Annotated in this window: 20 protein-coding genes; 12 read left to right on the top strand and 8 right to left on the bottom strand. The window is 57.1% G+C overall.

The features are described from left to right. Positions 1-125 precede the first annotated feature (125 nt). Positions 126-1,115: an alpha/beta hydrolase family protein gene (locus RBB47_RS11205; RefSeq protein WP_305985880.1), complete on the top strand. Its 990-nt coding sequence runs from the start codon at positions 126-128 to the stop codon at positions 1,113-1,115. A 524-nt stretch (positions 1,116-1,639) separates the two neighbouring features. Beyond that, positions 1,640-2,656, top strand: coding sequence for an AraC family transcriptional regulator (locus tag RBB47_RS11200; RefSeq protein WP_305985879.1), 1,017 nt, complete (start codon positions 1,640-1,642; stop codon positions 2,654-2,656). A gap of 20 nt (positions 2,657-2,676) precedes the next feature. Here the strand turns inward: RBB47_RS11200 and RBB47_RS11195 are convergent, their stop codons facing one another. After that, positions 2,677-3,741, bottom strand: a complete 1,065-nt coding sequence (locus RBB47_RS11195) for a GlxA family transcriptional regulator (RefSeq protein ID WP_305985878.1) — start codon at positions 3,739-3,741, stop codon at positions 2,677-2,679. A gap of 248 nt (positions 3,742-3,989) precedes the next feature. Between RBB47_RS11195 and RBB47_RS11190 the strand changes: the two genes are divergently transcribed. After that, complete coding sequence (locus RBB47_RS11190) at positions 3,990-4,271, top strand: hypothetical protein (RefSeq protein WP_305985877.1); 282 nt, start codon at positions 3,990-3,992, stop codon at positions 4,269-4,271. A 44-nt stretch (positions 4,272-4,315) separates the two neighbouring features. Then, positions 4,316-5,293, top strand: coding sequence for an AraC family transcriptional regulator (locus RBB47_RS11185; RefSeq protein WP_305985876.1), 978 nt, complete (start codon positions 4,316-4,318; stop codon positions 5,291-5,293). Here the strand turns inward: RBB47_RS11185 and RBB47_RS11180 are convergent, their stop codons facing one another. Then, entirely contained in the window at positions 5,294-6,478 is a 1,185-nt protein-coding gene (locus RBB47_RS11180) for an alpha/beta fold hydrolase (protein WP_371932769.1), read from the bottom strand. Positions 6,479-6,976: 498 nt separating this feature from the next. Between RBB47_RS11180 and RBB47_RS11170 the strand changes: the two genes are divergently transcribed. The 8 genes from RBB47_RS11170 (at position 6,977) to RBB47_RS11135 (ending at position 13,921) form a co-directional block, all read left to right on the top strand. Continuing rightward, on the top strand, positions 6,977-7,684 hold the full coding sequence (locus RBB47_RS11170) for a hypothetical protein (RefSeq protein ID WP_305985875.1): 708 nt from the start codon (positions 6,977-6,979) through the stop codon (positions 7,682-7,684). A 68-nt stretch (positions 7,685-7,752) separates the two neighbouring features. Beyond that, positions 7,753-8,316, top strand: a complete 564-nt coding sequence (locus tag RBB47_RS11165) for an OsmC family protein (protein ID WP_305985874.1) — start codon at positions 7,753-7,755, stop codon at positions 8,314-8,316. Positions 8,317-8,356: 40 nt separating this feature from the next. Continuing rightward, complete coding sequence (locus tag RBB47_RS11160) at positions 8,357-8,533, top strand: hypothetical protein (RefSeq protein WP_305985873.1); 177 nt, start codon at positions 8,357-8,359, stop codon at positions 8,531-8,533. A 102-nt stretch (positions 8,534-8,635) separates the two neighbouring features. After that, positions 8,636-9,868 (top strand): NAD(P)-binding domain-containing protein, encoded by a 1,233-nt coding sequence (locus tag RBB47_RS11155; RefSeq protein WP_305985872.1) that lies wholly within the window; start codon positions 8,636-8,638, stop codon positions 9,866-9,868. Positions 9,869-9,895: 27 nt separating this feature from the next. Next, the gene (locus RBB47_RS11150) at positions 9,896-11,488 is read left to right on the top strand and encodes a pyridoxal-phosphate dependent enzyme (protein WP_305985871.1); all 1,593 of its coding nucleotides are present in this window, start codon (positions 9,896-9,898) and stop codon (positions 11,486-11,488) included. Further along, the gene (locus RBB47_RS11145) at positions 11,485-12,195 is read left to right on the top strand and encodes a GNAT family N-acetyltransferase (RefSeq protein ID WP_305985870.1); all 711 of its coding nucleotides are present in this window, start codon (positions 11,485-11,487) and stop codon (positions 12,193-12,195) included. The genes RBB47_RS11150 and RBB47_RS11145 overlap by 4 nt, the downstream gene beginning before the upstream one ends. A 243-nt stretch (positions 12,196-12,438) precedes the next feature. Further along, positions 12,439-13,281 (top strand): alpha/beta fold hydrolase, encoded by an 843-nt coding sequence (locus RBB47_RS11140; protein ID WP_305985869.1) that lies wholly within the window; start codon positions 12,439-12,441, stop codon positions 13,279-13,281. Between the two features lie 61 nt (positions 13,282-13,342). After that, complete coding sequence (locus tag RBB47_RS11135; protein ID WP_305985868.1) at positions 13,343-13,921, top strand: GNAT family N-acetyltransferase; 579 nt, start codon at positions 13,343-13,345, stop codon at positions 13,919-13,921. 458 nt (positions 13,922-14,379) lie between these two features. Here RBB47_RS11135 and RBB47_RS11130 read toward each other — a convergent pair whose 3' ends face one another. From RBB47_RS11130 to RBB47_RS11105, 6 genes are read right to left on the bottom strand one after another with little or no spacing between them, the layout of a single operon-like run. Continuing rightward, positions 14,380-14,688, bottom strand: coding sequence for a 2Fe-2S iron-sulfur cluster-binding protein (locus RBB47_RS11130; protein WP_305985867.1), 309 nt, complete (start codon positions 14,686-14,688; stop codon positions 14,380-14,382). 1 nt (position 14,689) lies between these two features. Beyond that, complete coding sequence (locus RBB47_RS11125) at positions 14,690-16,129, bottom strand: amidase family protein (protein WP_305985866.1); 1,440 nt, start codon at positions 16,127-16,129, stop codon at positions 14,690-14,692. Beyond that, the gene (locus RBB47_RS11120) at positions 16,129-17,514 is read right to left on the bottom strand and encodes a glutamine synthetase family protein (RefSeq protein ID WP_305985865.1); all 1,386 of its coding nucleotides are present in this window, start codon (positions 17,512-17,514) and stop codon (positions 16,129-16,131) included. The genes RBB47_RS11125 and RBB47_RS11120 overlap by 1 nt, the downstream gene beginning before the upstream one ends. Positions 17,515-17,547: 33 nt before the next feature. Further along, positions 17,548-18,285 carry a type 1 glutamine amidotransferase gene (locus RBB47_RS11115; RefSeq protein WP_305985864.1) on the bottom strand — a complete coding sequence of 246 codons (738 nt, stop codon included), beginning with the start codon at positions 18,283-18,285 and terminating at the stop codon, positions 17,548-17,550. Positions 18,286-18,292: 7 nt separating this feature from the next. Then, the gene (locus RBB47_RS11110) at positions 18,293-19,321 is read right to left on the bottom strand and encodes an NAD(P)/FAD-dependent oxidoreductase (protein WP_305985863.1); all 1,029 of its coding nucleotides are present in this window, start codon (positions 19,319-19,321) and stop codon (positions 18,293-18,295) included. Then, positions 19,318-21,354 (bottom strand): molybdopterin-dependent oxidoreductase, encoded by a 2,037-nt coding sequence (locus tag RBB47_RS11105; protein WP_305985862.1) that lies wholly within the window; start codon positions 21,352-21,354, stop codon positions 19,318-19,320. Before RBB47_RS11105 ends, RBB47_RS11110 begins: the two co-directional genes overlap by 4 nt. Between the last annotated feature and the right edge of the window lie 4 nt (positions 21,355-21,358).

The raw sequence follows: 21,358 nt of genomic DNA, 5'->3' as shown, positions 1-21,358 counted from the left end.
AAAACACTCACACTTCCGTGAAAGAGACTGGCGGTTCAATCAGATTGTGCGGTTGTTGCGTCATTTTCATTAGAGAGTGTGGGCGATAGATCGGCTGTGTTTCATAATTGAGCCATAAGGTAAAAATGACACATCCGAACTTAGAGGCGCGAAGAAGCACCTCCGCGGCCAGAACCAACAAACTGATCTGGCACGCGGCACGAGTCGCAGTTTCAGCAATCATTGCGTTTTTTTGTACTGGATCCGTATCCAGCGCCGGTACCCTCCTTAAGGATCAGGTCACCAAAGCGACCCTCAAGGCACCGGCAATAGAATACGACATATACTTGCCGGACGCGGCTCTCGCCGAAGGTGTACGCCTGCCTGTCATCTACTTTCTCCATGGCTTCGGTGCTTCGGGAGAGGAGTGGCAGCACGCTGGCGAGCTTCCAAAGGTACTCGATCGTTTGATTGCTACCGGCGCGATCGCGCCGTTGATCGCAGTTATGCCGAATGCAGGAAAGAGTTGGTACATTGACAGCGCTCGTTTTGGTGGCCCAGGCGACTACGAGAGCGCGATTGTACGCGGGCTTGTCGAAGAGATCGACGGGCGATACCCCACCGTGCCGAAAGCAGCCAGTCGCGGTTTGGCAGGAATTTCCATGGGAGGCTACGGCGCGCTTAGGCTCGCGTTCAAGCATCCCGAGGTATTCGGCGCTGTTGCAGCGCTAAGTCCGGGCCTTTTCAAGAAAGATGGATTGTCCTGGCAGCACGGACCGGAAGAGGCACGCCTTGCGAAAAGGCAACACTGGTACGCAAACACCTTCGGGTCGCCTTTCGATCTTGGCTACTATATTGCAGAGTCTCCATTTAGCTATGCAGAAACAGCATCATCAGCAGCGGACCTACCTCGAGTTTTGCTTGCCGTCGGTGACGATGACTTTTTCGGGTCATATGACGGCACGGTCGAGATGTTTCTCGAGTTACGTCAACTTGGCCAAAAGCCCGAGCTGCGAGTTGGAAATGGATGCCATAACTGGGCGTTTTGGCGATCAATTCTTCCAGACACCGTTCGCTTTTTCGATGATCAATGGAGCAGGAATGCCGATAGCGATCCCGATATTGAAATCAGATGAGAGCGGAGTTCGGCATCACTTAACCCAAACCGCAAAGCCATTGCCCTGTTCGAAAAATCAGTCTCGTTGAAAAGATGCGGTATCGATCTTTTCGACAACCCAGTCTGATCTGCCGATCTCTCGCCCAAATGACGGAACCTTGCTGCGCGAAGTCGGCGGTGAACTCGGCCCGGTGAAATGATTTGTTTTTTCGATACGTTGCGAGATTTCGCGTTGCCTGCTTGCAAGACTTGAACACCTGCGTCCCCTTCGACGAAGACCGAGCCCGGAACGGGCATAAGGGATTTGCGATCCTGGTTGTCCGAAAAAAAGCCCGTAAGGCTACGCGCGCGCGACCACGTCGAGGATCAAAAGGCATTGTCATCAAGTTTTTCTGGTCCGTGGGTTGCCAAGAATGTGATCTGCGGCCGATAGACACATCTTTTTGCATTAGGGTATTGACGTACGCGTCAGCCGAAATCCGAGAAAACACAACAAAAGACGTCATTGAAAGGTTCTGACCCAAACACGAGAGCGGATTCAAAATGTCAAGTGATCCATTGACGGACATTGTCGGGTCCCTCGATCTCATGGGGGCCGTTTTCCTCAACGCGGAGTTTACCGCTCCCTGGGCGATCACCGCGCATGTGACAGAAGAAGATTGTCGACCGTTCATGCCGGTCCCGCGCCAGGTCATCGCGTATCACGTGGTCAAAGAGGGCGAGGCGATCGTCTCTCTCGATCAATCCGAAGGCTACAGGGAACACCGGCGCGTAAAAGTCGGCGATGTCGTCTTTCTGCCGTCGAATGAACAGCATGTGCTCGCGAGCGGGACGGGCGAAAACCCGATCTGCGGAGACGATCTCTTGCTGCCAGCCGGTCAGGACGGCCTCGTGCGGATCGTCCACGGCGGAGGCGGAGCGCGCACGCGTATACTGTGCGGATTCATGGCTTCCAATTCAGTTCCAAACCCGCTGCTCGACACGCTTCCCAAGCTTCTGGTGATTAACATCGAAAGTCTCGAGACCCGCCGCTGGATCGAGGCGTCGGTCGCAATGGCCGCGCGCAAATTCACCGCGAGCCGAGACTCAAGCGATGCGATGGTGTCCGGCTTGTGCCGGCTGCTGCTGATCGAGGCGTTGCGAAATCATGTTGAGCAGCAATCGTCACCGGGCGGATGGCTCAACGGCATGGCCCATCCACGCATTGGCCGCGCGCTCGCCCGAATACACACGAATCTAAGCGCTTCACTGCGCGTCGAGGAACTCGCGGCAGAAATCGGCATGTCGCGCTCTGCGTTCGTGGACCGCTTCACCGAAGTAATGTCAATGGGTCCGCGTAAGTACATCCTCGCTCAAAGAATGGAAGCGGCAACAGTGCTCTTACGTGAGACCGGGTTAAGTACCGCCGAGATTGCCTATCGCGTCGGATACGACGCACCCGAAGCGTTTTCGCGTGCATTCAAAAGAGAGACCGGTTACTCACCCATTGAGTTGCGGGACCTAAGAGAGGAGCCGGCGACGCGCGCAGACGCTGTCGTGCGCAACGGAACTTGCTCATAGCCAATGCGAAGACACCCGCATCAGGCGATTTTCCGTTGAACATCAACGTGCGGCATTTTTCGCATGGATTGATCAGTCCAGAACGGTTCGTACATCTTGCGGTATTCCCTCGGGGTCAACCCAGTCGCGCGCTTGAAAAGCCGCCGGAAAAAGGCGACGTTTTCGTAGCCCACTTCCACCGAAATCTCATCGACCGGTTTTTGACTTACCTCCAACGCCTGTTTCGCGGCTTCAACCCGGAGGTTTTGAACGTATCCGATGATTGTATTGCCGGTTGCCTGTGAAAAACGGCGTTTCAGACTTCTTTCGGGAACACCGATCACTTCGACCACGCCGGTCACGGGATCGGAATGACATAAATTTGCCGCCAGCCACGTTTCCGCCCTGCGCACGAGGCTGTCTGCATGCGGCCGTTGCCGCGCGAGATTGGCATAGGGCAATTGGCCATCAGCGTGCCAGCTCATCAGAAAAAATTTGGCAGTTGAGACGGCTTCGCCTGGAGAGATATGGCGCGAGATAATATGGAGTGCGAGATCGTGCCAGGAATAGGCACCTCCGGCTGTTACCAGACGTCCGCTGCCGTCAGCAAAAACGAGCGCGGGTGTCGGATCGAAGTTCACTTCAGGAAACTGCTCGCGAAACATGTCTTCGTAGACCCAGTGCGAAGTTGCCGAGCGTCCGTCCAGAAGCCCGGCTGCAGCGAGCATGATCGCGCCCGAACACGCCGAATAGATGATTGTGCCGTTGGACCAGCAGTGCTTCAGCCATGCACTCAGCTCTTCATATCGATCGGCAACGGTATCGTCTGCTCCGACCCAGATGTCCATGATGACGAGAACTTCGGGAACGTTGCTGTATTCCGTTGTGAGATCCGGACTGACCGGGACACCATTTTCACACCGGAATTGTTCAGCGCACGGTGAAACGATGCGCGTCCGAATTAGTTCTGGACCGGCTTCAAGACCGGAAATTTCGCGCCAGACCCTGCCGCTCGTCGCCAAGACATCAACCATTCCATAAAGCGCCGATCCGCACGTTTCCGGGATTGCGAGGAGCTGTACCTCAAGTGGTCTTTGGTCTGCCATCTCTTCCTCGTCGATTTTGGCATGAATGGATCGGGATTTGACTAATCGGTGCTGAACACCGCTCGGATCAGTCGGTAATCATCACCAGACTAGCGATTTGCGGAATTGGACCTGTCTCAGCGCAGATATTCAATCCCCTAGCAGTCCCCAAGTTCCGACCAAGCTTCGGTTGCTCATGTGCTTTAGCAGCAACTCTATCGGGTGCACGTGGAATTACCGACGCCGATTGCACAGAAGGAAGAGACGAAATGCGCGACATACACACAACGCACCTCGCGAAAACGCTGTCTGTTGCGCGCGAAGAAGCCCGGTTTCACACGTTACTCAAAGCATATATTGCCGCGAGTCAATCGAACCCTGCATTCAAAAAAACGTGTTTCAACCCTCTTGCAGGAAGCGCGGCAGGTTTTGTTTGCCGCCTGATGACACCACTCATCAATGTTCTGTTTGTCGCAGAACCAGCAGGCCTGATGGAAGATCGAATTGATCGAAACAAGAACTTGCGCCGCGCTACGTCACAAAAATCATGACTGCAGAACCTTGAAACCACATCATTTTTTAGATCGGGATAAAAATGTCAAATGATCCCTTAACGAATATTATCGGATCCTTGGATCTCTTGGGGGCTGTATTTCTGAACGCTGAGTTCAGCAGCCCCTGGGCGGTAACTGCACGTTTGGCTGAACGGGAGTACCGGAGTTTTTTTCCGGTCCCCCGGCAGGTCATTGCCTACCATCTGGTAACCGAAGGCGAAGCGATCGTCACGCTTGAGAAGTCCTGTGGCTATCACCAGGAGCGTCGCGTGAGAGCTGGAGATGTGGTTTTTCTGCCGTCAAATGCTCCTCATGTGCTCGCGAGCGGAACCGGGGCGCAACCAGTCCGCGGCGACAATCTTCTCTCATCCGGCGGCTTTAAAGATCTCACGCGGATTGTCCACGGCGGTGGTGGGATGGAGACACGCATCCTTTGCGGCTTTATTGCCTGCAATTCCGAGCAGAACCCATTGCTCAACACGCTTCCAGACCTTCTTGTTATCAATATCGAAAGCCTCGACACGCGCCGTTGGATCGAAGCCTCGATCACAAAAGCTGCAAGAGAATTCGCCTTTAGTCGCCGTTCGAGCGATGCAATGGTGTGCGGGATGTGCCGTCTGCTGCTGATCGAAGCGCTACGAATCTATGTTGATCAAAATCCGTCGCCCGGCGGGTGGCTCAAGGGCATGGCTCATCCGCGCATCGGACGTGCACTGGCACGTATACACACCAGCCTGGGCACTCCGCCGCGCGTGGAGGACCTTGCTGGTGAAATCGGGATGTCGCGATCCGCATTCGTTGACCGATTTACCGAGGTGATGGGGATGGCTCCGCGAAAGTACATCTTGACTCAAAGGATGGAAACGGCTGCCGCACTGTTGCGCACGGACGGACTGACCATGGCGGAGATAGCCTATCGTGTTGGATATGATGCACCCGAAGCTTTCTCGCGCGCCTTCAAACGGGAGATGGGTCGTTCACCCGTCAATTGGCGCATGCGATCCCAAGATGCGGCTTAATCAGTCCGCAAGAAACTCTCTGCACAGTTTTAATACCTGGCTCCAGGCCGGATCACCTGCGTGCAGTATGTGGTTGCGCGTATCCAGACCAACGAACTGCGCATTTGGAATACCTGCGGCCAGGTTCTGTCCACACTCGAGTGGCACTACGCCATCGTTGCGCCCCTGCAAAACAAGCGTTGGAGCTTTGACTTCTGAAAGAAACGGTTGAACATCAATATTGCCGAGAGCTTGCAGGAGCGCAGCCGCATTTATGCCTGTTGTGGAACGGCGTTGAATATCGCTGAACCATTGCCAATGATCCGGTGGGGCATCTGGCATATATGTTGCGCTGATGAGTTCAGCTACAGCAATGGAACCGCTCCATTGGTTTTCCATTAGCGTCAGCATGGCTTCGACGGACTTGATCTTTTCCTCGTCCCCTCTTTGCCGCCAGCCTTTTTCGTATCCCGCATACAAAATGAGCTTGCTCACCCGTTCCGGATGTTTTGCCGCATAAACGATGCTGAATGCAGCTGCCTGCGAAACCCCCAGGATCGGAAATCGGCAAAGGCCCGCCGCGTCGGCTACGGCCTCCAGATCTTCAACCTGCCGCGTCAGTGAAAAATCCGAAACGTCCCATTCGCTCAACCCGTTTCCCCGTCCGTCATACCGAACGAGTCGATGGGTTTCGGAAAAGCCAGAATTGACATGACGCCAGACCGGACTTTCCCAATCGAACTCGAGATGCGTAAGCCAATGCCCTGTTTTCAGAAGGGGTGGTCCATCGCCAGACATGGCGTAGGCGATCCGTGTACCGTCATGACTACGACAGAACCGGATGCTTTGATCAGGCGCTGCCATTTCCGTGTCCGGTGTATTCTCGGGAGCCTGTCCGATCGGAACAAGCGGCGCGACAAATCTCACTCCCCGGCCACGCATTGTCCTTATGTAGCGTTGAACGTTTCCGTCGTCGCCCAAGGCGCGGCGCAGATCACGCAGAGCACTTGCAACAGCGGCATCGGACACGAAGCGGCCGTTCCAGATCGCGTCTATGAGTTCTTCCTTCGAAACCACTCTGTCGGCTTGATCAATCAAGTAAACCAGCAGGTCGAAAACAAGCGGCTCTATGGAGATCCGGTCGGACCCACGCCAGAGTTCCAATGCGGATCGATCTACGAGGAAATCGTCAAACGCGTGTTTCATCGCTTGCACTTAGCACGAACCCGGAACCCTTTTGAAGAATACTGCGCCCGAAACGGTTTTTCCGTCGCAGACATATAGCTTTCGCAAAGCCCTGACTACTGTCACTGAGAAGCGGCAACACCTTCCTGCACAAAGCGCACCTCACACGGGCGTGAGAAATTCTGGACGTTTGGTCATGCGGATTGGTCGTCCCGTCATTCGCTCCGCGCGCCGAACCGCGTAGACATGGGACACATTCAAATCGCACTGTGAAACCATGAAATATCACAACTTTCGCCACCAGCCGCCAGGCCGGGCATGCGCCCGTGCCAAAGGTCGGAGGCGATGACTATCGCCAGATGAACGAGATTGGCCATTCGTGCAACCGGCACGCTTGAGCTGACCTCATCACGAAAACCTGCCGATCACCGACCGCTCACCACTTTGCAGCGGAAAGGAGACGGCTGGCCGAACCGCGGCGCCGCCGCACCCATTTTTTAAAATTGAAAAGGAACATTCATGCGCAAAATCGCACTCCTTCTTTTGTCGTCGGCTATCGCCTCACCGGCATTGGCTATCGACGCATCCGTCAAGGACGCTCCGGTCGCGTTTGACGTCAACTTCATCTACCACGTCGATGCCGGCGTCGCCGAACAGGATGTCTATATCGAGCGGGAAACGGGCTCCGGCGAAGTCTGGCGTCCCGGTCCGAAGGATAATTTGCCGAACGCACCGCTTTTCGCTTCAGCGGAGCCGCAGCGCCACATGCCGGGCAATCCCGAGGCAGACGGCCCCTATCCTCAAGGTGCAGATCTCAAGCTTACCCTGAGGGAGTGGCTCGGCGCCTCCGGCAATGGCCAGTATCGCTGCGAAAACGGTCAGGGCCACCTCACCATAGATTTCGAAGGTTTGGTACCAGATGGGGTCTATACCCTGTGGCACTTCTTCATGGTCAACGGTGCTACCGATCCGTTCATCGGCACCTACGACCTGCCTGCCGGCGCTTATGACGGCAGCCAGTCGATCTTCACCGCCGATGCAAGCGGTGCAGCCGTTTACGACCAGACCTACGAAACCTGCCTACAGCTTTCGGGCGAACAGCTTTCCGCCGGCCTTGCCGTGAATTGGCACAGCGACGGCAAGACCTATGGCGTGGAGCCCGGAGAATTCGGCCTAAACGCACACATCCAGTTGTTTGCTGAACTCCCGACCCGCGCTGGTCTCTGAACCTCCAAGAAGTCGGTGCGGACCCGATCCGGTCCGCACCGTTCACACAAATCAAAGGAAACCGGAAGATGACAATTGAAATTCAAACGCCTCAAAAAAACGGCGTCAATGTCCAAGCAATCCTCGAGGCGCGCACGGCGCTCACGGAGGCACCAGAAGCAGGAAAGTTCATTTGGCGAGCCTCCTGTGAATGGCTCGACGGCGTGCACAGCCGCTCCACGATCGAGAGCTTTTACGGCCTTGGCGAAGAACAGAAGCACGACCGCGTGTTCACGATCGATGCGGACCACCCACCGCAATTCGCCGCCCCTGACAACGGTGCGACGCCCGTCGAAATCGTCCTGGGCGCACTTGCAAGCTGTCTGATGGCCGGTCTTGCTTCCGTTGCCGAGAATCGCGGCATTGAGCTCACGTCGGCCAAGGCCACCGTCGAAGGAGACATGGATCTTGCCGGCATCCTGGGCATCGACGCAGACGTGCGCAACGGCTTCAAGTCGATCCGTGTGCATTTCGACATCGATGCCGACGCATCGGCGGAGGATATTGCCGCGCTTGTTGCTCAGTCGCAAAAACGGTCGGCGGTGTTCGACGTCATCACCAACCCTGGAAACGTGCACGTCACCGTCGGTTGACGGGGTTTCGTTGCTTGTTACCTCAAACAGGAAATCAACCATGTTTCAGCATTTGAAAGAGCGTTGGTTAGGCGTGCGAAACGCAATGGCAAAGCGCCGGAAATCGCATCTGGACACGCTCGATGACAATGACCGCATGCTGAGGGACCTCGGACTGATCCGTTACGACGTTCATGACGTTCATGCCAGGATCAGACGTTTGGATCTTCCCTTTTAGCGGCCGTATCCGGGGCGCTGTGAAACCGGCGCCCCCCAACCCAGTCAAATTGAACGAAGCATAAGTCGGCTCAGGGGCCGACCCACAAAACAGGTCTATTCGATGAAGCACGCAACTGTAATCGTCGTTGGCGCAGGTCAATCCGGCCTCGCCATGAGCCGCGCCTTGTCACGGCGATCGATCGACCATGTCGTGCTTGAACGAGGCACGGCCGGGCAATCCTGGCGAAGCGAACGCTGGGACAGCCTGCGCCTGTTGACGCCGAACTGGGCAAACGGACTGCCCGGAGCCCCATATAACGGGCTCGATCCGGACGGCTTCATGGCGTCCGGCGAAATGGCCAATCAGCTTTTCCACTACGCGGAGACAATAGCGGCGCCGATTCTTTGCAATTGTCGGGTTTCACGCTGCAGCTTCGATGGAACGCGTTATCGCGTGGACACCAGTCGTGCAACCTTCACCGCGGAAGTGGTCGTGATCGCGAGCGGTGCGGCGGGCAAACCACACGTACCGGCAATTTCCGGAGCAGTTCCGGGCGGCATTCTTCAGATTACGCCTGACCACTATCGTCGGCCTGCCGATCTGCCGGATGGCAAGGTGCTCGTGGTTGGAGCCGCGGCCACCGGCGTCCAGCTCGCTCGCGAGCTTCATCTCTCGGGACGGCCTGTAACACTGTCGGTGGGCAGCCATGTGCGATTGCCGCGAACTTATCGCGGCAAGGACATTGAACACTGGTTGGACATTACCGGCGTTCTGGACCAGTCGACCGGCGAGATCGATGACGTCGAGCGCGCCCGGCGGATTCCGGCGCCCCAGCTTGTCGGGGGCGGAGCAATTGATTTGAATTCGCTTCAGGACATTGGCGTCGAAATCGTCGGACGGTTTTCCGACGTACGCGACGGCAAAGCATTGTTCTCCGGCGGACTTGCGCATGTAACGACCGCAGCGGACCTGAAAATGAACCGCACTCTCGATCTTGCAGACGATTGGGTGAAGGAAAACGGATTGGGTAGTGCTGATGCTGCGGTGCGCCCGGGAGCGACATCCATACCCCGGGATCCGCGGCTCACCCTTGACCTGGAAGCCGAAAAGGTTCGGACGATTCTCTGGGCCACCGGATTCCGGCCGGATTTTTCCTGGCTCGATCTGCCCGTTTTCGACCTGCGCGGCCGCCTTCGACACGAAGGAGGTGTTTGCGGTTTGCCAGGGCTTTACGTCCTCGGATTGCCGTTTCTTCGCCGCCGCCGCTCCCATCAGATCTCCGGCGCCGAAGCAGACAGTACCGAACTCGCACATCACGTCGCTCACTATCTAGATGCGCGCCGCGCTGCGTGAACCATCTGAAATTCAGGAGACTTTATCATGTCGAACCTGCTCGTTGAAAAGACGCAAGTTCAGGAAACCAGGAGTGCGCGCTCAACTCCCGATATTGCGCGCAGTGAGGGCCGAAAGGCATCAATCCTAGAGGCGATTGGAGAGACGCCGGTTGTTCGTCTCAATCATGTTGGCCCTGCCCATGTCGAGCTCTATGCAAAGCTCGAAGCATTTAATCCGATGGGGTCCGTCAAGGACCGGCTTGCTCTCGCGGTGATCGAGGCTGCGGAAAAGTCCGGAGAGCTTTTGCCAGGACAGACGGTTATCGAGGCGACCTCCGGCAACACCGGTATCGGACTCGCAATGGTCTGTGCCCAGAAGGGCTATCCACTCGTGATCGTGATGGCGGAAAACTTCAGCGTCGAAAGGCGTAAGCTGCTGCGTTTTCTGGGAGCGAAGGTGATCCTCACCCCGGCAGCGGAGCGCGGAACGGGCACGTTCCGGACCGCCGAGCAGCTTGCCGAAAAGCACGGCTGGTTTTTTTGCCGACAGTTCGAAAACCAGGCAAATGCTGACATTCACAGGCGGACGACGGGACAGGAAATCTTGAACGACTTTCAGGATATAGGTCTGGACTACTGGGTTACAGGATTTGGAACCGGGGGTACACTGAATGGCGTGGCACGCGCACTGAAAGCATCAAGCCCGGAGACGAAAATCGTTGTCGCCGAGCCTGAGAACTCCCAGATTCTCAACAGTAGCATCCCGCAACTGCGACGCCCGGACGGGGCGGCTGCGCGAAGCCATCCGAACTCTCGTGCGCATCCGATCCAAGGTTGGTCTCCCGACTACATCCCCAAACTTGCCGGTGACGTTCACGATGCCGGCCTGATCGATTTCTTCCAGCCAGTTTCCGGCGCCGATGCGCTGAAGATCAGTCAGGAGCTTGCTCGTCGCGAAGGCATCTTTTGCGGACCAAGCGGTGGAGCGACGGTCGCGGCAGCGTTGCATCTGGCATCAAAAGTGCCTCCGGGAAGCACTATTCTTGCAATGATACCCGACACCGGCGAACGGTACCTTTCCACGCCGCTGTTCGAACGCATTGCCGTGGACATGACCGAGGAAGAAAAAGAGATTGCCGCTTCTGCACCTCCCCCGGCGAAATCAAAATCAAGACCAGAAAAATCCAAGCCGATTGCGATTTCGGGCGCCGCCAGATCTTTCGTGCGCAGTGCGATTCATGACCCTGAAGCACCAGTTGTCATGTTTGGTTTCGAATGGTGCGAGTTCTGCTGGTCGGTGCGGCGACTTTTCGAAGACGCCGGAATTCCGTTCAAGGCCATCGACGTTGACAGCACAGATTTTCGGGCCGATGACCGCGGAGGCGATATCCTGCGCGCACTTTTCGACGAGACTGGGATGCGCACGGTGCCGCAAGTCTTCGTCGGTGGTGAACTGATTGGAGGCGCCACTGAAGTTCTTGCAAGTGCCGGGAATGGCATGCTTTCGAAACGGTTGGTGGGTCTTGCCAAGCCCATTCATGCCTGTACCGTCAACGACCCGATGGGGTATCTGCCGACCTGGGTCCGCAAGCCGTCGGCGCCGAATACGGTTCGCGGTGCAAATGGGTCAGCGTCATGATCGGACATGCCGTGCTCTTGGAACGCGCGCAGGCAAAACTGGATCGGCCAATCTGGTTTGCGCTTACATCGCGTCAAGCAGATATTGCGATAAGCGCGGGCTCGGCGCGCGCCTATCCCACCGACATTGCACCTTTTGCGGCATCCGACCCGGAAGACGAGACAGATCATGCGGGCCTTGCCCGCCTGACCCAAATACGCGCGGACGGCGTTCATTTGCTACAGGCCAATGATGTACACGTTCCAAAGGGCCTTGTTTGCACATTGAAGGTGCCCAGTGTGCAGATGGTTCTGGAACGTCAACTTGGGACCCCGGACACTGCCGAAGTCGTGAGGCTCACCAAGCCGGACGTGAACGACATGCGTCACCTGGTGAACCTGACAAGACCTGGCCCCTTTGCCTCCCGGACACTTTCCCTCGGACCCTATTGGGGCATCCGACACCGCGGACAACTGATCGCGATGGCAGGCGAGCGCATGCGACTATCCGGCTACTGCGAGATCAGTGCGGTGTGTGTCCATCCCAACCACAGACGCCGAGGCCTTGCACGCCGACTTGTATCAGTTGTCGCCGCGGGCATATACGCACGTGCTGAAACGCCCTTCCTGCACACCTTCGCCAACAACGAAAGCGCCATTGCCTTGTACCATGACATGGGCTTTCGCCTCCGCAGGCAAATGCACATCGCCGCATTGATGGCGGCGTGACAATTCCCTCTACGCCGGCATGGATTGCCGCGGCTTAAGCCGCTCTGAGACGCTGGATGCGCTGAAGCCTTGCGCACTGGTTTCACGGACACGGAATCGTGAGCGCTTTCGGCGGTTCGGTCATCCCGACTGGTGGCGCGATCATTCTCTACCTGGATCGCGCTGGCTAAAGAGTGGTTCATCAAGTCAAGGCGACAAAGGTCGCAACGTGCTTGAAGCAGACCGGACAAGAGGACAGACGAGATGCAAATCATGGAACGCTGGCACGAAACCTCGCACACGCCGCACCCGCGCTACGACACGCTGCAGGTGATGGCCTTGCATTGCTCCGGATCGGATAACACACAATGGGAGCATCTGCCCCGGTGGCTCTCTTCGGATGTGTTTGTGATGCGTCCGAACCTGGCCGGCCCGGAGGCGGCTGCAGCTGGGTGGTCGATGTCGACCTATTCGTTAGAAGAAGAAGCAAAGCCACTGATTGATCAACTAAATAAGGTCTCTGATCCGGTCCATCTGGTGGGCCATTCCTATGGCGCCGCCGTTGCGCTCCACATCGCGCAGAACCATCCGGATCTGGTTGCCTCGCTCTGCCTCTATGAACCGACCAGTTTTAGCCTCTTGAACGGAGCAATACCCGAGGATGCCGCCCTGTTTGACGACATCAGGAAATTGGCGACCTCGGTTCATAATGCGATTGAAGAGGGTTACCCGGATTTTGCTGCGCAAGTCTTCACCGATTTTTGGGGTGGACTCGGTGCCTGGCAGGTCTTGCGCCGCGATCGACGTGCGGCGCTCACCGACTGGATATCAAAATGTCCTTTGGATTTCGGCGCACTGCTTTACGAACCGGACGAGGCGTTTCAGAAGGTGCAGCACCCGACAACCTTGATTATCGGGTCGCAAACGCACAGACAGACGAAGCGGATCGGTGAGCTGCTGAAAAGCAAGCTACCCGATGCACGGTTGATTGAAGTCGAAGGCGTCGGCCATCTGGGACCCTTCATTTTCCGGGACAAGGTGGCGGACCTTGTCGAAGAACACCTGAACGAGATGACTTCGAGCGATATTCTGCGACAAACAATATGAACTTGGAAAATCCTAATTCGACCGGCATGCCGGGCTTATGGTCCAATTGATGGAGTTAAGGATGGTTGAGCTGACACCACCGTTGAAACTGGCCACCGAAGCGGACGCTCCTGAGCTCGCTGAACTCGTAAATTACGCAGGTGAAGGATTACCGCACTACATTTGGGCGGGCCTCGCAGCAGAAGGCCAAGAACCCTGGGAAGTCGGCCGTGCGCGGCAGGCAGAAAAAGCACGAGATGGCACTGTGGTGGTGGTGGATCACGGAACTGGCGCGGTCGCCGGCCTGACCGGCTACAAGATTGGCGCGGCGCCAGTAGAAATCGCGGACGACTTCCCGGCCCTGTTTCGTCCGTTGCAGGAACTGGAAAACCAGGCCCTCGCGAGCTGGTACGTGAACGTTCTGGCCTGTTATCCCGAATATCGTGGCCAAGGGCTTGGTTCGCGCTTGCTCGATCTTGCAGAGGAAATTGCACGCAGCGAGGGTCTGCAAAAGACGAGTGTCATCGTGGCCGACAATAACACGGGCGCGCGACGTCTTTATGAGCGCAAGGGTTACAAAGAGGCGGCAAAAGCGCCTTGTGTGAAAGAGGATTGGGAAACAGACACAGAATACTGGGTGCTTTTGATCAAGCCACTTTGAGATCCGGTATTCGGTTCATCTGCCTAGCTGAATTCCACCCCCAGCGAAGCGCTTGTTTGTCGTCAACGATTTGAAGCTGTCACCCCAGAAGGACGTCTGATTTTCGCGCTGCAGAGCGAAAATGTGCATATGCGTCGCTAGTGAAGACTTTGCCAATTTAGAGCGAAGCAAGAAATCGGAATGGCAGAGCCGCGCAAAAGGGTCCTTCGAGCGATCAGCACAAATAGCCGGATTGCGCGCCCTAACCGGAAGTCTCTATACTTGCGATCTGTTCCCGAAAGCCGACATTAACTACAGCTCGGGCAAATAGTTTTATCCTGTCCAATTCGGCGCGACGGCCTGTAGCCAATTTAGCCTTGCGACGCCAGTGTTTAAGCGTTGAGCGTCGAAGAATGACTTGCGCCACATTTCGTGTTGGGCCGCATAGTCCACAACGCGTGTTTTGGTTCAGCGCGTTCTCAGATTGCTTTCGGCAAGGCGACACGGATGCCGTTTGTGGCCGGACCGATGAAGATCTGGCAGCTTAGGCGCGACGTCGGCGCGAGATTGAAGGCAACGTCCAGCATGTCTTCCTCATCTTCGCTTGTCTCTCCAAGGGACTCGTTCCACGCCTCGTCAACCCAGACATGGCATGACGCGCATGCGAGCGAACCGTTGCACTCACCTTCAATAAGTCCGGCGTCTCGCAGCACTTCCATGACCGAAAGCCCCTCGCCCGCAACAAGTGTTCGCGATGACCCGTCGGCCAGCGTTACGATGATTTCCATATCAGTCTGCCCCCAAAATCGGCGGGCGCCGTTCAAAAAGACGAAGCTTTTCTTCAAGCGCTGCACCAATCTCCAAAAGACGCTCTTCCGTTCCCATGGGGCCCGCGATCTGAAGGCCGATTGGTAACCCATCGCCCGTGAAGCCCGCCGGAACGGACAGGGCCGGTTCACCGGTCATGTTGAAAACATATGTGTAGGGACACCAGCGCCAATCATCCGGAGATTCACCCGGTGGCGCCTCCGCATCCAAGTCAAAAGCCGGTGTCGGCATCACGGGCGCCAGCACCGCGTCAAAACGCGAGAAGAAGCTCTTCGTGGCTGCAGCGATATGCAACCGTTCCGAAAGCGCCCGGTGATAGGCCAGAACATCAATCTGCCGGCCCCGCGCAGCAATCTCCTGGATCAGCGGATCCATTTTTGCGGCGAGGTCGGCAGGATAGGTGTCCAGAAAGCCGGCATAGGTCGCTTCCCAGAATACAATGAACGGATCGAATGGATCGAGCGGCCATTCTGGATCTGCCTCCTCTACGTGAACACCAGCGTCTGCAAGCAGATTGGCGGCGAATTGGAGCGCGTTGCTTGTCGCCTCGTCGGCGTGGGAGCGCGTGCCAAGGCCTTTTGTGAAGGCAATTCGAAGCCCCGCAACCGACCACTCTTCAATTGCCCGCGGCGCATACGGGACCGGCCAGGCATAAGGGTCTCTTGGCTCTTGACCCGCCATCACTTCAATCATGGCCGCAACGTCGGCAACAGATCGCGCCATCGGCCCCGTCACCGAATGGGGCATGAAGATAGAAGGCGGAAAGGACGGAACACGCCCGAAGCCTGGTTTCAAGCCGACAAGATTGCAGAATGCTGCCGGGATACGAACAGACCCTGCCCCATCGGTTCCAAGGGCAAGCGTGCCCATTCCGGTCGCAAGCGCAGCCGCCGCGCCGCCGCTGGAGCCGCCTGGCGTCCTGTCGAGTGCGTAAGGATTTCGGGTGACGCCATGCACACGGCTTCGGGTTACTATTCTGGAGCCGGATTCAGGCGTCGATGTCTTGCCGATGAAAACTGCTCCGGCCTCTCGAAGCCTGGCAACAGGAGGAGAGTCCTCCATGACCGGAGCATCCGGATCGAGAGCTTCGGAGCCGCGTCTAAGTGGCCAGCCGGCGACCGGTGCAAGATCCTTGATGGATGTGGGAACGCCATCAATTGCGCTTAAAGGCGACCCGGCCCTATAGCGTGCCTCCGATGCCCGAGCCATTTCAAGCGTCGTCGATTTGTCGATGTGCACGAACGCGTTGACCGTTTGACCGTATGTGTCGATCCGATCGAGCGCGGCCTGTGCCGCGTCGACCGGACTGGCCTCCCCCGACACAAACAGGCTCGTCAACTCGTCAACACTGAGATCCGCCAGGTGCTTTTGCACCTGTTGCGTTTGTCGCAAGTTCAACATCAATAGAGCTCGAAATACTCTTCGGTTTCAGCTGGTGGGATCTGGTCGCGCAAACGGCTGGTTTCCTGCCACTTCATGGCAAGATAGACCTTGATAAACTCGTCGCCGAGCAGTTCGCAAAGTGCACCGTCCGCTTCCAGCGCCTCCAGAGCGTCTTCGATGGTTGTCGGCAGTTTCTCAAAGGAATCGTTGTCTTCTTTTGGCCCTTGCCCTGCAGGGACAAGCGTTCGTCTCTGGGTCACGCCCAAGAGCCCGGCGGCAATGACCGATGCGGCCACCAGATACGGATTGGACAGTGCCGAGGGAACGCGTACTTCGAGATGTTGCGACTGGTCCCGGCTCGCCTTGACACGAACGCTTGCCGAGCGGTCCTGCACACCCCAGGAGATGTTGGACGGAGCATAAGTGCGCGGACGGATGCGGCGATAACAGTTCGGAGACGGGCTCCAGATCGCCATCGACGCACGGGCATGATCGAGAATACCCTGCACGAAAGACCGCATGAGAGGCGACATGCCGTCTTCGGGTTCGGCATCCAGGAACGCATTTTGTCCAGTGTCTTTGTCAAGCAACGAAACATGGAAATGTGAGCAGCTTCCCGAAAGTCCCTTGTAGGGTTTGGTCATGAATGTCGCCAGAAGCCCTTGCGTCTTCATGAACTCCTTGACTGTGTTCTTGAAAACGAAAGCCCGGTCGGCAGCTGCAACGCCGTCAAGCGCCGAATAGTTTATCTCCACCTGACCAGGACCGTGCTCAACATTGTAAGTGATGATGTCGATACCACTTTCTTCAAGCGTTCTGATCAAGGTGTCGACGGCGGGGTGTTCGTGGGTGCGAGCCGTTACGAAAATCGGCTGGCCGGAGAAGATCGGCGCACGCTTTTCCGCATCGACGAGGTAGAATTCGTATTCATGGCCCATCTTCACGGTGTAACCCATGGAATCGGCCAGCATCAGCATCTTCTTCAAGAGCAACCGCGGCGTCGCCATTTGCGGTTTGCCGTCGTACCACATCGTGTCGCAGATCACCCGACAGGTCTCGTCGAGCCACGGCACCGGTGTCAGCGTGTCTTCGTCGACCACAAGGATGCAATCGGTATAATTCATTTCCTCGTTGTAGCCGGAGTTCCTCACCGGGATCGAATAGCTGTCCAGAGCGACCGTTCCACCGTAAAAGTTCAGGCCCGAGCGCATGTAGGAAGCAACGTGGCCGATCGGGATGGTCTTGCCGCGTGACAAACCAGCCATGTCAGGGAATTCAAACCGGACATATTTGTATCCGGCATCGGCGATTTTTTTAACGAACGCTTCCGAGCCGTCACGGGTTGCCAGTTGCAGGTCCGGGACGGTGTTGCAGTGTTGGCTCAGGTTGAGGGTATCGAGCATTGGTCTTTCCTTTCCTGGACAGCAACGCGTCTTTCAGCGCGCCACAACAAGGTTGTCTACGCCGATAAGCGTCATGAAATTGGTGTGGAGGCGTTCGGCCACCGCACGATAAGTCGGTAGAAGGCTTGTGGTTTCAGCGACCATTTTCGGGATATTCTCAATGCCGACCGCATCTTCGAGTGATGCTTTGTATGCGGGGATCTCTCCCCACTCGGAGATCGTCTTGTCGGTGATCTCAACGTGGTATTGCAGGCCATAGGCGTACCGGCCGAACCGGAAGGCCTGGACGCCACACGCGTCGTTTTCCGCCAAGACGACTGCCCCTTCCGGCAGTTCGCAAACTTCAGCCGAGTGCCACTGAAAGGTTTTGAGATCAGGTCCGATGCCGGAAAAAAACGGGTCGGAACGGCCGGCGTCCGTCAGCTTTGCCGGCGTCGGACCGACTTCCGACAAGGCGCTCGGCGCCACGCGGCCGCCGACGGCTTCTGCCAGCAGCTGATGGCCGAGGCAAATACCGAGAAACGGCTTGTTGAGATCCATCACCCAGCGGCGGATCGCTTCCTTTTCCGGTTTCAGCCAAGGATAAAGATCCTCTTCCCAGACATCCATTGGCCCTCCCATCACCACAAGGAGATCGAAGTCTTCCAATGATGGAATCGGTTCGCCTTCGTCGATCTCAACGGCATGCCAGCTCAAACCCGCATCAAGCCATAAGTCCCTGAAAACTCCGGGATGTTCGACATCGACATGTTGAAAAACAAGAATGTTCATGGTCGCCTCAGGCAGATTGAAGGACAGGGTTTTCCGACGATCCGGGAACACCTCGTGTCGTCGAATACTCAGAGTGGATTGCTTTGCCGGGAAAGACGCGCTGATGCGCGGAGTGGGCTGCAAGAGACGCCTCGGCAAATCCGGTCAGGATCAGTTTCAGCTTTCCCGGGTAATGCGCGATATCGCCGATCGCAAAGACGCCATCACGGCTGGTTTGGCAGGTCTCGGCACTGACCGGGAGCACTTTGCCCTCAATGGCAATGTCCCAATCGCGCAACACGCTGATGTCGCTGGCAAGGCCGAATAGAGCGAGGAGCACATCGGCTTCAAGGACCGTCGTTTCACCGCCAATCCGCCCGACACCAATCCCTTCAAGGGTTCCATTGGAGCCCTTCAGGTCGACAAGCTGATGTTTCGTCAAAATGTTTATGTTCGGATGCGCGCTCATCGCCGCGACATTGGCGGGATGGGCACGGAACTTGTCGCGGCGGTGAATGACGGTCACCTCCTGCGCGACTTCGGCCAGAGACAGCGCCCAATCGACAGCGCTGTCACCGCCGCCGGCGATCACAAGGCGCTTGCCGGAAAAACGATCCCGTTGCGCAACGTGATAGAAAACGCTGGTTGTCTCATAGTCGCGAATGTCCTTGAGTGGTGGCCGGTTGGGGCCGAACGCCCCTGCACCTGCGGCGATCACGACTGCACGTGCGCGCACTGACTCACCCTTGGACGTCTCGACGGAAAAAACACCGCAAGGATCCTCGGACAAGCTCCTCGCCTCCTGCCCAAGAAGATACGCTGGCCGATAAGGCGCCGCTTGTTCAACAAGGTCTGAGACAAGCCGGTCCGCTCGAACTTGCGGACGTCCGGGGATGTCGTAGATGGGTTTTTCCGGATAAAGCGCCGTCAATTGCCCGCCAGGGTCGGCGAGCGCATCGATCACCGCCGCGCGCATGCCAAGTTGCCCGCATGCGAAAACCGCAAAAAGCCCCACAGGCCCTGCACCGACGATGACGACATCCACGTCCGTGCTCATTCGGCTGCCTCCCTGGTAACAAGCTCCGCTTCCAGGGAATGAACGCAAGTGGCTTCCCCGATATCGCTTTTTGCGCCCTTGTGCAGGACGTTTATGTTGGCTGCGGAAGCCTCTGCGTTCGGCCAGCGGCCCTTGTAAACGACACCCATGCCGGGTTGTGCAATTTCACTCACGTCGATTGTGACGGGCAGTTCCCCGGCCTCGTTGGTCAGCGTTGCAACGTCTCCTGTTGAGAGGTTGCGCGCTTCGGCGTCTTGCGGATGCAAGTGCAGAGCGATCGCACCGATCTGCTCCTGGATGCCCGGATCGTTGGCGTAGGAAGAGTTCATCTGCCACTTGGATGCGGGGGAGACAATGCGCAACCGACCGCCTTCGGTCGGTTTGTCGGCATGCGGTTCCGGCACGCGCGGCAAACCGTCAGCTTCGGCGGCTGCAGATGCGATTTCGATTTTCCCGGACGGTGTTGCAAACCCGTCCGGGAACTGCATGCGCGGCTCATCGAAAATCTGAACGGTTCCAGCTTCGGACAGGGCTGCGAAATCGCCTTCGTAAGAAGTCATCGCCAGAATTCGCGAAAGCAGGTCGTCGTCGCTTTCAAAAAGCAGCGGCTCCTCGAGCTCCAATTTGCTGGCCAGACGGCGGAAGATCTCCTGGTTTGGCAACGCCTCTCCGGGCGCTTCCTGGATTTTGACCTGTGCGGACAAGGTGTGGTGGAAATACGGGGCGACGATGTCGTTGAACTCGAGGAAACTCGCCGCAGGCAGCACAATGTCGGCATAGGCGACCGTGTCGGTGGCAAAGACATCGCACGCCACCGTGAAGAGGTCTTCGCGCTCCAGCGCCTTGCGCAGACGCGTTTGATCGGGCGACGATGCCAGGGGGTTGCAGTTCCAGGTAAAAAAGGCCTGCGACTGCGCTGCGTTTTCCAGCGTATCTGCCATGTCCATATGGCTGACAGACTTGCCGTCCTGCGCGATCTGGGAAGCGGTCGCGCTGTCCATGTCGATACCGCGCGTGCCCGGCCCGTTCATGTAACAAAAGCCGGTGCCGGGTTTGCCCATCTGACCCGTGCCTGCAACAAGCGCGAGGATGGCGCGGAATGCGTTCCCGCCGCGGGATGTCCGCTGCATGCCCTGCCCCATCCAGATCATCGATGGACCCTTCGCGTAGGCAAGCCCGACTTCGATAATTTTTTCCGCCGGGAGCCCCGTCAGCTCCGCGGTGGTTTCCGGATCCGATGCATCGATTGCCGCTTCAATTTCATCGAAGCCCTTGACGTTTGACTGGATGAACACGCGATCAAGCAGCTGGTGCGACTTCGCGACATGAAGAAGACCGAACGCGAGTGCCGCGTCGGTTCCCGGACGAAGCTGCAAATGCGTCTGCGCAACATCAAGCGCCGTATTGGTGGCGACAGGATCTATGACGACAATGTTTGCTGATCGGTCGCGCAGCCAGGCCTTGTGCATGTGGGGTGCGGAGTGTGAAGGATTTGCCCCCCAGACAAGAATGGTCGCGGCATCTTTGACGGTTTCCGGATCAAACCCGTCAAGAGAATCACCGACCGTGTATTCGAGAGCGACATGGCCTGCTTTGTTGCAAACTGTGTCCGGGTCGATTTCAGTCGCCCCTATGTGCGAGAAGAACCGGAGAGGATACCAGCCGGCGATAAGCCCGACGGTGCCCGTGTAGTGGGCATGGACGATTGTCTCGTTGCGTTTCTCTTCAAGAAGCGGCCTCAACCGCCCGGCCACCGTCTCAAGGGCTTCATCCCACGAAATCGGCTTAAACGCGGCTTCACCTTTTTTGCCGACACGTTTAAGGGGCTGCGTCAGTCGTCGGTCCGGCTGCCGCCAAACCCCGTTATAGGCAATGGCACATTTGCCGCACAAAACTCCCTTGGCCACATGGTGATCCGGATCGCCGAGGACCTTACGAACCTGGCCGTCGTCTACCGCTGCAACCATTCCGCAGGCGTCGTAGCAATCGCGAGGGCAGGTCGTCTTGATGAATTTCCGATTTTCTTTGGACATGGAG

The organism is Roseibium sp. MMSF_3544 (assembly GCF_030732845.1).
In the GTDB taxonomy this organism is placed as follows: Bacteria; Pseudomonadota; Alphaproteobacteria; order Rhizobiales; family Stappiaceae; genus Roseibium.
This window is presented reverse-complemented; position numbering and strand designations above follow the sequence as displayed.